General features: G+C 66.5%; 11 protein-coding genes. 9 read left to right on the top strand and 2 right to left on the bottom strand.

What is annotated here, in order from left to right; all coding sequences use genetic code 11:
• Positions 1 to 161 precede the first annotated feature (161 nt).
• The 9 genes from ACLSSQ_RS14735 (at position 162) to ACLSSQ_RS14695 (ending at position 12,939) form a co-directional block, all read left to right on the top strand.
• Positions 162 to 2,678: a CHASE2 domain-containing serine/threonine-protein kinase gene (locus tag ACLSSQ_RS14735; protein ID WP_130460123.1), complete on the top strand. Its 2,517-nt coding sequence runs from the start codon at positions 162 to 164 to the stop codon at positions 2,676 to 2,678.
• A 16-nt stretch (positions 2,679 to 2,694) separates the two neighbouring features.
• Positions 2,695 to 3,522, top strand: coding sequence for a Stp1/IreP family PP2C-type Ser/Thr phosphatase (locus tag ACLSSQ_RS14730; protein ID WP_014236546.1), 828 nt, complete (start codon positions 2,695 to 2,697; stop codon positions 3,520 to 3,522).
• Between the two features lie 22 nt (positions 3,523 to 3,544).
• Entirely contained in the window at positions 3,545 to 4,273 is a 729-nt protein-coding gene (locus ACLSSQ_RS14725; protein WP_416243116.1) for an FHA domain-containing protein, read from the top strand.
• 43 nt (positions 4,274 to 4,316) lie between these two features.
• The gene (locus tag ACLSSQ_RS14720) at positions 4,317 to 6,530 is read left to right on the top strand and encodes a CHASE2 domain-containing protein (RefSeq protein ID WP_416243115.1); all 2,214 of its coding nucleotides are present in this window, start codon (positions 4,317 to 4,319) and stop codon (positions 6,528 to 6,530) included.
• A 13-nt stretch (positions 6,531 to 6,543) separates the two neighbouring features.
• Positions 6,544 to 7,317, top strand: coding sequence for an MBL fold metallo-hydrolase (locus ACLSSQ_RS14715; RefSeq protein ID WP_014236549.1), 774 nt, complete (start codon positions 6,544 to 6,546; stop codon positions 7,315 to 7,317).
• 7 nt (positions 7,318 to 7,324) lie between these two features.
• Positions 7,325 to 8,407 carry a cyclic nucleotide-binding domain-containing protein gene (locus tag ACLSSQ_RS14710; protein WP_416243114.1) on the top strand — a complete coding sequence of 361 codons (1,083 nt, stop codon included), beginning with the start codon at positions 7,325 to 7,327 and terminating at the stop codon, positions 8,405 to 8,407.
• The gene (locus tag ACLSSQ_RS14705) at positions 8,407 to 10,773 is read left to right on the top strand and encodes a GspE/PulE family protein (RefSeq protein WP_416243113.1); all 2,367 of its coding nucleotides are present in this window, start codon (positions 8,407 to 8,409) and stop codon (positions 10,771 to 10,773) included. The genes ACLSSQ_RS14710 and ACLSSQ_RS14705 overlap by 1 nt, the downstream gene beginning before the upstream one ends.
• A gap of 10 nt (positions 10,774 to 10,783) precedes the next feature.
• A complete protein-coding gene (locus ACLSSQ_RS14700; RefSeq protein WP_152090581.1) occupies positions 10,784 to 12,373 on the top strand; it encodes an HD family phosphohydrolase in 1,590 nt (529 codons plus the stop codon).
• Between the two features lie 170 nt (positions 12,374 to 12,543).
• Positions 12,544 to 12,939 (top strand): pilin, encoded by a 396-nt coding sequence (locus ACLSSQ_RS14695; RefSeq protein ID WP_014236553.1) that lies wholly within the window; start codon positions 12,544 to 12,546, stop codon positions 12,937 to 12,939.
• Positions 12,940 to 13,040: 101 nt separating this feature from the next.
• Here ACLSSQ_RS14695 and sixA read toward each other — a convergent pair whose 3' ends face one another.
• Complete coding sequence (gene sixA / locus ACLSSQ_RS14690; protein WP_043797885.1) at positions 13,041 to 13,505, bottom strand: phosphohistidine phosphatase SixA; 465 nt, start codon at positions 13,503 to 13,505, stop codon at positions 13,041 to 13,043.
• 28 nt (positions 13,506 to 13,533) lie between these two features.
• The gene (locus tag ACLSSQ_RS14685) at positions 13,534 to 15,057 is read right to left on the bottom strand and encodes a CHAD domain-containing protein (protein WP_416243112.1); all 1,524 of its coding nucleotides are present in this window, start codon (positions 15,055 to 15,057) and stop codon (positions 13,534 to 13,536) included.
• Positions 15,058 to 15,157 lie beyond the last annotated feature (100 nt).

The following is a 15,157-nucleotide window of genomic DNA, read 5'->3' as shown; positions in this document are numbered from 1 at the left end:
AATCCCATTTGACTGAGTTAAGGCGGCACTGTAAGAATGCAGAATACGCCGCTGAATAATAGGGTTGCGGCACGAGGGAGTCGGAGGGAGCCAGCATTGGGCCGTTCCGGCAGGCCATAGAAGAAGACAACTAATCAATTTGGCATTGGAGGCCCTGCGCCATGCGCAAAGCCGGATTCTGGAAGACCGACTGGTTCCTCGGCCTGGCCCTGTCCCTGGCCATGCTGGCCGCCGCCAATGGGGAGTTGATCCAGAGCCTGGAGCGCAAGGCCTACGACATGGGCGTGGCCGCCTCCAGCCGGACCCCGTCCGAGCGGGTGGCGGTGATCGCCATCGACGACCAGAGCATCGCCAACATCGGCCGCTGGCCCTGGTCCCGGGACGTCCATGCCCGCCTCACCGACCTCCTGGTGGGGGCCAAGGCCAAGGTCATCGGCAACACGGTGCTGTTCTCCGAGCCCCAGATCGATCCGGGCTACGCCTACATCACCCGGCTGCTGGAACTCTCCCGCCAGGGCGCCATGCCGGCGGAGGCCGCCGGCATCCTGCAGGAAGCCGAGGCAGCCCTCAACACGGACCGCCGCCTGGCCCAGAGCTACGGCGCCACCGACACGGTGCTGCTGCCCATGCTGTTCCAGCTGGGCGATCCCCTGGGGCGGCCGGACCAGCCCCTGCCGGAGTTCGTCAGCCGCAACCAGCTGACCCGGGTCAATGCCGGCAGCGGCTTTGCCCTGCCCACCAACGCGGTGCAGCTGCCGGTGCCGGGCATCGGCGAGAAGGCCGCCGCCATCGGCCATCTCAACGCCTCCGTGGACGTGGACGGCGGCATCCGCAGCGAACCCCTGGTGCTCAGCTACTACGACCAGTTCTATCCCTCCCTGTCCCTGCTGATCGCCGCCCGCAGCCTCAACCTCGGCCCCGCCGACATCCAGGCGACCCTGGGGGAGTCGGTGCGCCTGGGCAAGCTGCGCATCCCGACAGACCCGGCCAGCCGCATGCTGACCTTCTTCTACAAGGACCGGGAGGGCAAGCCCGCCTTTGCGGTGGATTCCTTCTACGACGTGCTGTCCGGCAAGATTCCCGCCGCCAAGTACCAGGACAAGATCGTCCTCATCGGCGCCACCGCCGCCGGGGTCGGCGCCAGCCAGGTGACGCCCGTATCCCCGGCCATGGCACCAGTGCTGACCCTGGCCCACTCCGTCTCCAGCATCCTGCAGGAACACTTCTTCGTCATCCCGGCCTGGGGCCTGGGGGCCGAGCTGGCCGCCTACCTGCTGGTGGCCCTGTACCTGATCCTCTTGCTGCCCCGGCTTTCCGCCGGCGTCGGCGCCGGCCTCACCGCCCTGCTGCTGGCGGCCCTGCTCGGCCTGCATTTCGGCCTGATGCTGGGGGCCGGCCTGTGGCTGCAACTGATGGGCGCCGCCACCCTGCTGCTGCTGGGCCATCTCCTGCTCACCACCAAGCGCTTCCTGGTGACGGAGCGGGGCAAGGAGAAATCCGACCAGGAGTCGGCCGAGTCCAACCGCATGCTGGGCCTGGCCTTCCAGGGCCAGGGCCAGCTCGACATGGCCTTCGACAAGCTGCGCAAGTGCCCCCTGGACGACCAGTTGATGGAGAACCTCTACAACCTGGCCCTGGACTTCGAACGCAAGCGCCAGTTCAACAAGGCCGAGGCCGTGTTCCGCTACATGTCCGGCTACAACCCCAAGTTCCGGGACCTGGAAATGCGCCTGTCCCGGGCCAAGGCCATGTCGGAAACCATCATGCTCGGCGGCGCCGGCGCCCGCAGCAGCGGGGGCACCCAGATACTCACCGGCGGCGAGGTGGAAAAGCCCATGCTGGGCCGCTACCAGGTGGAAAAGGAGCTGGGCAAGGGCGCCATGGGCGTGGTCTACCAGGGGCGCGACCCCAAGATCAACCGGGTGGTGGCCATCAAGACCATGGCCCTGGCCCAGGAGTTCGAGGAAGACGAGCTGGCCGACGTCAAGGAGCGCTTCTTCCGCGAGGCGGAAACCGCCGGCCGCCTCAACCATCCCAACATCGTCACCATTTTCGATGCCGGCGAAGAGCACGACCTGGCCTATATCGCCATGGAGTTCCTCAAGGGCAAGGACCTGGTGCCCTTCACCAAGGCCGACCACCTGCTGCCGCCCGAGCGGGTGGCCGACATCGTCGCCCGGGTGGCCGAGGCCCTGGACTACGCCCACCGCAACAACGTGGTGCACCGGGACATCAAGCCGGCCAACATCATGTACGAGCCCGAGTCGGACCAGGTCAAGGTGACCGACTTCGGCATTGCCCGCATCACCGATTCGTCCCGCACCCGTACCGGCATGGTTCTCGGCACCCCGTCCTACATGTCGCCGGAGCAGTTGGCGGGGAAGAAGATCGACGGCCGCTCCGACCTGTTCTCCCTGGGCGTGACCCTGTACCAGTTGTGCTGCGGCCAGCTGCCGTTCCATGGCGAATCCATGGCCCAGCTGATGTTCAAGATCGCCAACGAGGCCAGCCCCGACGTGCGCCTGGCCAATCCGGCCGTGCCCGCGGCCCTGGCGGAAATCATCAACAAGGCCCTGGTCAAGGACGCGGAGCAGCGTTACCAGACCGGGGCGGAAATGGCGCGCGACCTGCGTGCAGCCTGCGCCCCCGGCGCCGGCGGCGTGGACGTGACGCTCTGAGGGGGAGGAAAACTGCGTGCATAAGAGTCTGAGCGAGGCCCTGGAAATCGCCGTCAAGACCGATCCGGGAATGGTTCGGGGCCACAACGAGGATGCGGTCTTCGCCAATCCCCATCTGGGCCTGGCCATCCTGGCCGACGGCATGGGCGGCTACAACGCCGGCGAGGTGGCCAGCGGCATGGCCACCACCCTGCTCTCGGGCGAGATCGAGGAAGGCCTGATCCTGAAAGGCGCCTGGGAGGTGGAGCCCGACGGCGAGCCCTACGCCAACGCCCTGCTGCGGGAGCGTATCGCCACCGCCAATTCGGCCATCTACCACGCCGCCCAGAGCCAGCCCCAGTACGCGGGCATGGGCACGACCCTGGTGCTGGCCCTGTTCGCCGACAACGTGGTGACCGTCGCCCACATCGGCGACTCCCGCCTCTACCGCCTGCGCGGCGAGGAATTCGTGCGGGTCACCCGGGACCATTCCCTGCTGCAGGAGCAGCTCGACAGCGGCATGCTGACGCCGGAACAGGCCCGGCTGTCCATGAACAAGAACCTGGTGACCCGGGCCCTCGGCGTGGACCCGGAGGTGGAGCCGGAGATCCGCTCCTACCCGGTGCTGCCGGGCGACATCTTCCTGCTCTGTTCCGACGGTCTCAACGACATGGTGGAGGACGAGGAAATCGGCCTCACCCTGCAGACCCTTTCCGCCAACCTGGAGCTGGCCGCCACCCAGCTGATCCAGATGGCCAACGACAACGGCGGCCGCGACAACGTGTCCGTGATCCTGGTCAAGGTCCTGCGCGACTTCGCCGCCCCCCGCGGCTGGTGGTCCCGCTTCCTGGCCTGGTTGAAATGATTTTTCGCTAAGGAATTGCACTATGGCAAAGCTGATTCTCTCCATGGACGGACTGGTCCTGAAGGAAATCCCGCTCACCAAGGAGCGGATGACCATCGGCCGCAAGCCCCACAACGATATCCAGATCGACAATCTGGCCATCAGCGGGGAACACGCGGCCCTGGTGACCATCCTCAACGATTCCTTTCTCGAGGACCTGAACAGCACCAACGGCACCCTGGTGAACGGCCAGCCCATCAAGAAGCACTTCCTGCAGAACGGCGACGTGGTGGAACTGGGCAAGTACAAACTCAAGTTCATCAGCGACCTGCCCGCCGCCCGTGAGGGGGAGCCCGACTTCGAGAAGACCATGGTGCTGCGCCCCGGCAGCATCCAGCCCCAGGAAGCGCCCGCCGCCTCCGCCGTGGGCGAGGCCACCCACGCCAATTTCGGCGACGTGCGCATCCCGTCGCCGCCGCCGGCTGCCCCTGCCGCCGCCGCGGCGCCCCTGCTGGGGGTGGTGCAGATACTCAACGGCGCCAATGCGGGCAAGGAACTGGAACTGGTGAAGACCCTCACCACCCTGGGCAAGCCCGGCGTGCAGGTGGCCGTCATCACCCGGCGGCCCCATGGTTATTTCATCACCCATGTGGAAGGCGGCCAGTTCCCGGTGGTCAACGGCAAGACCCTGGACGCCCAGGCCCATCCCCTGGCGGACCACGATGTGGTCGAAATCGCCGGGGTGAAGATGGAATTCTTCCTGAAGAACTGAGGGGCGCGGACGCAGCGGCGCCGCACGGCCAGCCGGGGGCAAATTGAAAAAGAACCTTGTCAGAATCGCCCTCGGCCTGGCGCTGGTGCTGCTCACCCTGGGGCATTCCATCCGCCTCTACCAGCATCCCCTGCTGTCCCACCTGGATGCCATCACCTACGACGCCCGCCTGCGCCTGACCCAGCCCGGCGGCCAGGACAGCCGGGTGGTGGTGGTCGATATCGACGAGAAGAGCCTGGCCGAAGTGGGGCGCTGGCCCTGGAGCCGGGACAAGGTGAGCCGGCTGGTGCGGCAGCTGACGGACCACTACGGCGTGCAGCTGGTCGGCTTCGACGTGGTCTTTGCCGAACCCGATGAAAGCTCCGGCCTGCGGGTCCTGGAGCGCATGGGCGCCACCAGCCTGAAGGGCGACGCAGCTTTCCTTGCCTCCCTCTCCTCCCTGCGCGGCAGCCTGGATTACGACGGCCAGTTCGCCGCCACCCTCAAGGGGCGGCCGGTGGTGCTGGGCTTCTACATGTCCAACGGCATTCCCCAGGGGGCGTTGCCGCCGGCGGTGCTGCCGGCCGGCACCTTCCAGGGGCGGAACATCCTGTTCACCTCCTGGCGCGGCTACGGCGGCAACCTGCCGGCCTTTCAGGCGGCAGCCCCGGCCGGCGGCCACTTCAATCCCCTGGTGGATTTCGACGGCATTTCCCGCCGGGTGCCCATGCTGGTGGAGCACGGCGGCCAGTACTACGAATCCCTCTCCCTGGCCATGGTGCGCTTGCTGCTGGGCAATGTGCCGGTGCGGCCGGGCTACGCCGAAGGGGGCAGCGGTTCCGGCTATGCCGGCCTGGAATGGCTGGACCTGCCGACCCCCCGGGGGGCGCTGCGCATTCCCGTGGACGAGAACGTGGCCACTCTGGTGCCCTACCGGGGCGGCCAGGGCAGCTTCGTCTACCTGTCGGCGGCGGACGTGCTGCAGGGGCGGGTGGCGCCGGCCAGCCTGCAGGGGAAGGTGGTGCTGGTGGGCACCACCGCGCCCGGCCTCATGGATTTGCGGGCGACCCCGGTGGGCGAGGCCTATCCGGGGGTGGAAATCCACGCCAACCTGATTGCCGGCATGCTCGACGGCAGCCTCAAGCACAAGCCGCCCTACGCCCTGGGTTTCGACGTGGTCCAGGTGCTGCTGGTGGGCCTGCTGCTGTCCCTGCTGCTGCCGTCCCTGTCGCCATCCCGGGCCACCCTGCTCACCGGGGCGGTGCTGGCCGGGGTGGTGGGCCTCAACCTCGCTTTGTGGCAGTCCGGCCTGGCCCTGCCGGTGGCCGGCGTGCTGCTCCTGATCCTGGCCCTCTACGCCATGAACATGTCCTGGGGCTACTTCGTCGAATCCCACAGCAAGCGCCAGCTGACCCAACTCTTCGGGCAGTACGTGCCGCCGGAGCTGGTGGACGAAATGGCCCGGGACCCGGAGCGCTACAGCATGGAAGGCCGCAACGCCGAGCTGACCGTGCTGTTCTCCGACATCCGCGGCTTCACCAGCATCTCGGAAGGCCTGGACCCCAAGGACCTGGCCCATCTGATCAACGAATACCTGGGCGCCATGACCACGGTGATCCGGCACCACCGGGGCACCCTGGACAAATACATCGGCGATGCCATCATGGCCTTCTGGGGGGCGCCGGTGGCCGACCCCGACCATGCCCGTCACGCCCTGCTGGCGGCTCTGGAGATGCAGGTGGAGCTGCGCCGTCTCGACGCCCCCTTCGCCGCCCGGGGCTGGCCGGCCCTGCAGATCGGCATCGGCATCAATACCGGCCTCATGACCGTCGGCGACATGGGCTCGCCCCTGCGCCAGGCATACACGGTGATGGGCGATGCAGTGAACCTGGGCTCCCGCCTGGAGGGCCTGACCAAGCAGTACGGCGTCGGCATCATTGTCGGCGAGGCCACCCGGGCGGCGGTGCGGGACGGCGTCTTCCGCGAGCTTGACCGGGTCCGGGTGAAGGGCAAGGATGAGCCGGTGGCCATTTACGAGCCCCTGGGCCTGGCGGGCAGCGTGCCCCAGGCCGTGCTGGATGAACTGAAACTGTGGCAGCAGGCCCTGCGCTGTTATCGTGCCCAGGAATGGGACCAGGCCGAGCTGCAGCTGATGAACCTGGTGCGCCTCAACGGTGACTGCCGGCTCTATCAGCTTTACGGCGAGCGCGTTGCCCATCTGCGGCAGCAAGCTCCGAGCGACGGCTGGGACGGCGTCACCACTTTCGAAACCAAGTAGCGGCCGGAAAATCATGAAAATCAGGATTCTCGGTTGTAGCGGCGGCATCGGCGGCCGGCATTTGCGGACCACCTCCATGCTGGTGGATCACGATGTGCTGGTGGATGCGGGAACCGGCGTGGCGGACCTCTCCCTGGCGGAACTGGGGGCGATCGACCACATCTTCCTCACCCATTCCCATCTCGACCACATCGCCTCCCTGCCCCTGCTGATCGACACCGTCATGGACATGCGCATCGGCCGGCCGGTGACGGTGCACGCCAGCGAGGCCACCCTTGCCATCCTGCGCCAGCATGTCTTCAACTGGCTGGTATGGCCCGACTTCAGCGAAATCCCGAGCCGGGAAGCCCCCTGCCTGCAGTTCCAGGCCATGGAGCTGGGGCAGCGGGTAGACCTGGGCTGCGGCCGCAGCATCACCGCCCTGCCGGCGGAACACACGGTGCCGGCAGTGGGCTATCTGCTGGATTCGGGCAGCAACAGCCTGGCCTTCAGCGGCGACACCACCAGCAACGACAGCTTCTGGCCCCGGGTGAACGAGGTTGCCAACCTGCGCTACCTCATCATCGAGACCGCCTTCTCCAACAAGGAGCGGGCCCTGGCCATCGCCTCCAAGCACCTCTGTCCAAGCCTGCTGGCGGAGGAACTGGCCAAGCTGGCGCGACCGGCCGAGGTTTTCATCACCCACCTGAAGCCCGGCCAGATCGAGCAGACCATGCAGGAGATCGAGGAAGGCGTGGCCGGCTTCAAGCCCCGCATGCTGCAGAACAACCAGGTCTTCGAACTGTGAGCGCGTCATGGCCAAGGTGAGCGTGGAAGCCCTGGCGCGCCTTTCGCCCCTGGGCAATCTGTCGGGAGAGCGGCTGGCTGAACTGGCCGCCTACTGCCGCCTGGAAAGCCTGGCCCCGGGCCAGGCGCTGCCGCGCCAGCGCCTGGAGGCCGGGCTTTCCCTCTACCTGCTGCAGGGCGAACTGCTGCTGTCGTTTGCCGACGGCAGCAGCGCCGTGCTGCAGGCCGGCAGCGAGGCAGCTGCCTGGCCCCTGGGCCTGCAGGAGCCCCGGCCCCAGGCGCTGGTGGCGGTGGGGAGCGTTGAACTGCTGGGCGTTGATGGGCAGTTGCTGGACATCCTGCTTACCTGGGAACAGCTGGCGGCCAATGCGGGCGTGCAGAAAGCCCCGGCCGTCGCCCCTGCCGCCCCGGAGGAGACCACCGACTGGCGGCAGATGTCCGGCGCCTTCAATGTCCAGGTGCTCACCGCCAGCGCCCTGGGCCAGCTGCCGCCGGCCCACATCGATGTCCTGCTGCAACGCTTCCGCCGCCTGCGGGTTCCGGCCGGTGAAGTACTGATCCGGGAAGGGGACGTGGGCGATGCCTACTACCTGATCGAGTCCGGCAGCTGCGAGGTGACCCGCCGCCTCGGCAACAAGGAGGTCGTCCTGGCCCAATTGGCAGCCGGCCAGGCTTTCGGCGAGGAGGCCCTGGTGGCCAATGCCCGGCGCAACGCCAGCGTCACCATGAGGAGCAAGGGCGTCCTGCTGAAGCTGGGCAAGGAGGATTTCGATGCCCTGTTGCGGGCGCCCCTGCTCAAGGGCCTGTCCCGCGACGAGGCCCAGGATCGGGTGGCCCGGGGGGCCGTCTGGGTGGATGTGCGCTATCCGGCGGAGTTCCGTTTCGACGGCTTGCCCGGAGCCATCAACCTGCCGGTGAACGAGGTGCGCGGCGCCTTCGGCAGCCTCGATCCGAACCGGGAATACGTGGTCTATTGTCAAAGCGGACGCCGCAGCTCGGCCGTCGCCTTTCTCCTGACGCAGCAGGGCTATCAGGCCTGGTGGCTGGAAGGCGGGCTCTGGGGCCCCCTGGCCGAAACGAAGGAACAATAATGAACGCAGCACACCCCACCCCCGACAGCAGCGCCCAGGGCGACGTCAATAGCCGCCTGCTCTTTTTCAAGAACCTGCAGGCGGTCACCAACAAGATCCACGCCACCAGCAATATTGACGAGATCATGCTGGAGCTGTCCCAGGACATCTGCAATCTCTTCAATGCAGACCGGCTGACCATCTACACCGTCAGCGAAGACCGTAGCAGCATCGTCTCCAAGGTGAAGACCGGCCTCAATTCCTTCAAGGACCTGAAGCTGCCCATCACCGAGCAGAGCGTGGCCGGCTACGTGGCCATGACCCAGAAAATGGCCAATATCCGGGACGTCTACGACGACGTGGAGCTGAAGGCCTATTCCCCCAAGATGAACTTCCTGCAGGAGGTGGACAAGCGCACCGGCTATCGCACCAAGCAGATGCTGGTGGCGCCCATCAGCGACGGGGAGGGGGCTTTGCTGGGGGTGGTGCAGATCATCAACAACCGGGACGATGTGCCCTTTGCCGCCGTGGCGGAGGAGGGCGTCCAGGGTCTGGCCCAGACCCTGGCCATCGCCTTCACCCAGCGGCAGAAGGCGGTGCCGGGGGTGCGCTCCAAGTACGACGGCCTGGTCAGCGATGCCGTCATCTCCGCCGCCGAACTGGACCTGGCCCAGCGCTCGGCCCGGCGCAAGGGGCTCGATCTGGAGGAGGTCCTGGTCAAGGAATTCCAGGTCAAGCCGGCGGCCATCGGCCAGGCCCTGGCCAAGTACTTCGGCGATCCCTACGAGCCCTACCGCAGCGAGCGGGTCAAGCCCATCGACCTGCTGCGCAACCTCAAGCGCGACTATCTCGAGTCCCAGCAATGGGTGCCGGTGGAGGAAACCCGGGAAGGCGTGGTGGTGGTGGCGACGGACCCGGAGCGGGTGCGCAACTCCCGGGTGGTGAACAACATCTTCCCCAAGAGCAAGGTGGTCTACCGGGTCACCACTAACCGGGAATTCCTCCAGGTGCTGGACCATTTCTTCGGTGCCCTGGCGGACGTGGCTTCCGTGGGCGACCTGCTCTCCGACCTGGGGGACGGTGACGACGAAGCAGGCGACGTTGTTGGCGACGACGTTTCTGCCGCTGCCGAGAACGAGCTGGTCAAGCTGGTGAACAAGATCATCATCGAGGCTTACCAGCAAGGGGCTTCCGACATCCACATCGAACCCCGGCCGGGCAAGGAAAAGACCCTGATCCGCTTCCGCAAGGACGGCTCCCTGGTGCCCTACATCGAGATTCCCGCCTCCTACCGCAATGCCCTCATCGCCCGCCTGAAAATCATGTGCGATCTGGATATCTCGGAGAAGCGCAAGCCCCAGGACGGCAAGATCAAGTTCAAGAAATACGGCCCCCTGGACATCGAGCTGCGGGTGGCCACCATCCCCACCGCCGGCGGCATGGAAGACGTGGTGATGCGCATCCTGGCCGCCGGCGAGCCCATTCCCCTGGACAGCCTGGGCCTGACGCCCCACAACCACGAAACCCTGAAGAGCATCATCAGCAAGCCCTACGGCCTCTTCTTCGTCTGCGGCCCCACGGGCTCGGGCAAGACCACCACCCTGCATTCCATCCTGGGCCACATCAACACGCCGGACACCAAGATCTGGACCGCGGAAGACCCGGTGGAAATCACCCAGAAGGGCCTGCGCCAGGTGCAGATCAACAAGAAGGCCGGCCTGGATTTCGCCACGGTCATGCGCTCCTTCCTGCGGGCCGATCCGGATGTGATCATGGTGGGCGAAATGCGGGATGCGGAAACCACCGGCATCGGCATCGAGGCCTCCCTCACCGGCCACCTGGTGTTCGCCACCCTGCATACCAACAGCGCCCCCGAATCGGTGATCCGCCTGCTGGACATGGGCATGGACCCCTTCAATTTCGCCGACGCCCTGCTCGGCATCCTGGCCCAGCGCCTGGCCAAGCGCCTGTGCAAGGAGTGCAAGGAGGCCTACCAGCCCTCGCCGGAGGACATGAAGCGGCTGCTGACCGAGTACTGCGAGGAGCTGACCAACACCGACAGCTGGAAGAAGGACCCCAAGGGCTCCTACGAAGCCGTCTACCGGGACTGGAACAACCGCTACGCCAAGGACGGCCAGTTCACCCTGTATCGCCCCAAGGGCTGCCCCGCCTGCAACGACACCGGCTACAAGGGCCGGGTCGGTCTGCACGAGCTGATGGCCGGGACCGACGGCGTCAAGAAACTGATCCAGGAACATGCCCGGGTGGCCGAGCTGGTGGCCTGCGCCCTCAACGACGGCATGCGCACCCTGAAGATGGACGGCATCGACAAGGTGCTGCAGGGCATTACCGACATGAAGCAGGTACACGCGGTCTGCATCAAATAGGAGGTAGGGCATGGATACCCTGGACGATCTTTTTCGGCGCCTGGAGCAACTCAACGAGATCGGGGCCGCCCTCTCCCACGAGCGCAACCTGGACCGCCTGCTGGAGCGCATCCTGCTGGCGGCCAAGCAGATCACCCACGCGGATGGCGGCACCCTCTACCGCATGACCGAGGACGGGCGCCATCTGCGCTTCGAGATTGTCCGCACCGACTCCCTGGCCATTGCCTTTGGCGGCAGCAGCGGCCAGCCCCTCTCCTCCAAGTTCCCCGACCTGCCGCTGCACACCGAAAGCGGCGAGCCCAACAATTCCATGGTGGCCGCCTACAGCGCCCTCAACCTGCAGACGGTCAACATCGCCGACGCCTACACGGCGGAGGGCTTCGACTTCTCCGGCACCCGGGCCTTCGACGCCCGCACCGGCTACCGCTCCCAGTCCTTTCTCACGGTGCCCATGAAGAACCATGAGAACGAGGTGATCGGCGTCTTGCAGCTGATCAACGCCCAGGATCCCGTCAGCGGTGAAGTGCGGGCCTTCTCCTATGCGGACCAGCGCCTGGCCGAATCCCTGGCCTCCCAGGCGGCCATCGCCCTGACCAACCGGCAGCTCATTTCCCAGCTGGAAGAACTGTTCGAGTCCTTCATCCAGCTCATCAACACCGCCATCGACGAAAAATCCCCCTACACCGGCGGCCACTGCCAGCGGGTGCCGGAGCTGACCATGATGCTGGCCGAGGCGGTGAATGCCACCACGGAAGGCCCCCTGGCCGACTTCAGCATGTCCGACAAGGACCGCTACGAGCTGAAAATGGCCGGTCTGCTGCACGATTGCGGCAAGGTGACGACGCCGGTGCACGTGGTGGACAAGGCGACCAAGCTGCAGACCATCTTCGATCGCATCCATCTGCTGGATACCCGTTTCGAGGTGATCCGCCGCGATGCCCAGATCCGCATGTGGCAGGCCATTGCCGGCGGCCGAGGGGAAAGCCAGGCGCGCCAGGAACTGGAGGCGAGTCTGGCCCAGATGGAGGAAGACCAGCGCTTCCTGCAGCGCTGCAATGTGGGCGGCGAAGCCATGCAGCCGGAAGACCAGGAGCGAGTGCGGCAGATCGCCCGCCGCTACCGCTGGCAGGATGCGCAGGGCAAGGAAAACGATTTCCTCAGCGCGGACGAAGTGGAAAACCTGACCATCCGGGCCGGTACCCTGACCGAGGCCGAGCGGGAGATCATCAACCACCACATCGTCGCCACCATCCGCATGCTGGAATCCCTGCCCTGGCCCAAGCACCTGAAGAACGTGCCGGAATACGCCGGCGGCCACCATGAGCGCATGGACGGCAAGGGCTATCCCCGGGGCCTGACCCGGGAACAGATGAGCGTCCAGGCCCGGATCATGGGCATCGCCGACATCTTCGAAGCCCTCACTGCCCGGGACCGGCCGTACAAGGAAGGCATGAAGCTGTCCCAGGCCCTCGCCATCATGCGGAAATTCCGCGACAACGGACATGTGGACGGGGATTTGCTCGACGTTTTCCTGAAGCAGCGGGTGTTTCTGCGCTATGCCGAGCGTTTTATGGACAAGAGCCAGCTTGACGTCGCCTAGTCAGAAAGTGCCGCGATAGGGATGTGTTGTGACAAAAAACGTCAGTTTTTGCGGCGTAGCCCCGGTGAAATCAAGGAAAAGCAAGCTGGCATCCTACTTGCTCATACTTAATTGAGGAGTTCCGGATATTCAGAGACTCCCATATATCCTTCTTCCAATAGGAGATTGTCATGAACAAGGTTCAGCAAGGTTTCACCCTGATCGAACTGATGGTGGTGGTTGCTATCATCGGTATCCTGGCCGCAGTTGCTCTGCCGGCTTACTCCGACTACCAGGCCAAGGGTAAGATCGCCGCCGGTCTGGCAGAAATTTCTGCCGTCCGTACCGCCTATGAAATGATCGCCAACGATGGCGGCACCCCGACCGAAGCTACCATCGGGCTTGACACTTCCAAGAGCGGCCACTGTACCTACACCGTGGACAACACCGGCATCTCCTGCGCCCTGAAGAATGCCCCGACCAAGGTCAATGGTCTGGCTATCAAGCTGGCCCGGGCTGCCGGTGGTGCCTGGTCCTGCGACGCCAGCGCCCTGCCCACTGACATGAAGCCGAAGGGTTGCAGCTAATCCCAGGTTTTGTGATGAAAAAGCCCGCTTCGGCGGGCTTTTTTTATGGGTGGCGGCGTGTATCAGAGCACGCTGTCGCTTCTTGCCTAACTAAGCGAATTTCAACTGCCGCTAGCCAAAATGTCGGGGCCCAGGCAGCAGCGCAACAACGTTTGGGTCTCCCCGGCCCGGACCCGGTTGGAGAACCACCATACGGCGCCCTTTTTGACCGTCCACGGCGCTTCCTGGCCGGAGAGGAGCAGGGCGGCCAGCTGGCCCAGGGTGGGCTGGTGGCCGACGATGAGGATGGTCTGCCGGCTGTCGGGCCAGCCGGCGGCTGAGAGCAGGTCGTAGACGCTGGCATCGGGCGCCAGCTTGCGGCTGGTTTCGTAGGGCAGTTCCAGGGCGTCGGCGGTTTGCTGGGTGCGCACCGCCGGGCTGACCAGGATGCGGGTGTGCTTGGGCAGGCGGGGCTTGAGCCAGGCAGCCATCTGCCGGGCCTGCTTGGCGCCGCGGACGGTGAGGCGGCGGGCCAGGTCGTCGCTGCCGACCTCGGCTTCGGCGTGGCGCCAGAGGATCAGGTCCATGGCGGTCTCCGGGGACAAAGGCGCCATCCTAGCCGCTCCGCTTTGCAGTCTTGTTGCGCTTGCCGGGGGATTTTTCCCAGGGCGCCGTCTGGGCCAGGAAATCCTCGAGGAAAGCCGGCAGTTCTTCCAGCAGCAGGTCGCTGCGGCCGCCGAGCCAGCCCATGACCAGACCGGGCCGGGCCGGCAGGGTGGGAGCCAGCAGCTCCCGGGCGGTGGCCAGGTCGTTGAGGCGCCCCAGGTGTTCCTGCAGGCGGGCCAGGGATTGGGCGTAGGGGGCGCCGTTGCCGCCGGCGGGAGCGAGGAATTCGATGGCGTAACGCAGCTTCTTGAAGGCGATGCGCAGGCGGTGGCGGCCGGCGTGGTCCAGCTCCGCCAGGTTGCGGGCCAGACGGCTGGCCTGGCGGGCGCGGCGGTCGAGGCGCCGGGCGGCGAAATCAGCCAGGGGGCGCTGGCCGGCCGGCTCTTCCCCGAGGGCGAAGAGGTCGGCACTGAATTCCAGCAGCAGGCGGGAGTAGGCCGGCGAGCCCAGCAGGCGGCGCACGGCGAGGTGGGCGGCCTGGGAGCGGCTATTGGCGTGCCGTTCCAGGCGGGTCAGCTCGGCAACGCCGGGGAATGCGGCGTTCAGGGGAGGCAGGGTTTCGCTGAGGAACACGTCCCAGTTGCGGGCTTCTCCCAGGCCCCGGCCCAGGTCGCGCCAGGGGCCGGTCCAGCGTTGCCGGAAGGCTTCCGGCAGCACCGGGGCGAACAGTTTGAGCAGGGAACGCAGGCGGCGGATGGCGACCCGCACCTGGTGCACGTATTCCGGGCTGTCGCCGCGCTGGGCGCCGGCCTCGTTGGCCTGCAGGTGCTGCAGGCAGTCCAGGGCGGCGCTGCGGCAGGCGGCCAGGGGCGTCAGGTCCGTCTCCAGGGGCGCCGGGCGGGCTTTCTGGGGTGGGCTGCGGCGGCCGGTGAACAGGGCGTAGCCCCGCTCCGCCTTGCTCGCCGCCACCGGGTGCAGGGCCTGGCGTTCGCCAAGGGCGGTGGACAGTTCCCGGGCCACGGCGAAGAGGGCGGTCTCGGGACCGGCCAGGAGCTCCAGTTCCAGTTCTCCCAGGGCTTCCCGTTGCCCCTTGCTCTGGATGGTGCCCCGGTCCAGGGCGATCTCGATGCGGGTGCCGGGGGCCGGTTCGACGATCCAGGCGAGGCGGGTGAAGTCGGTGGTGAAGGCGGCTTCCAGGCGGGGCGTGCGCTTTTCCAGCCAGCGCCGCAGGTCCCCATCGTCCACGTGGGAAAAATCGAACTGGCCGGGTGCCACCTTGGCTTCCCACTCGTTGCGCCGGGCCAGGCCGCCGCTGGCCGGGTTGGCGGTCTTCACCGTCAGCAGCCAGTCCCAGCCCTTGCGCCGGTGGCGCAGGGCCATGCGCTGGCCGAGCAGTTCCAGGTCGGGGGTGTCGTAATAGGTGTTGAGCAGCCGCTGGCGCTGGGGGGCGCTGCCGGCCAGGAGCGGATGCCGCAGGAGGCGGGCGGCGCCGCCGGGGGGCAGGCGCAGCTTGAGTTCGGTTTCGAGGGCCATGGCGGGGATTCTACACCCGGCGATTTATCCCAATATGACAGCGGCCCCTTCGCCGCCGGGCCTGCCGCAGAAAACAAAAAAGCCCCGGCAGAGGGGCTTT

Origin of the sequence: Azospira sp. APE16 (assembly GCF_047901315.1) — a bacterium.
Lineage (GTDB): Bacteria > Pseudomonadota > Gammaproteobacteria > Burkholderiales > Rhodocyclaceae > Azospira > Azospira oryzae.
Note: the sequence above shows the minus strand (reverse complement) of the source record. Positions and strands in the feature narration are given on the sequence as shown.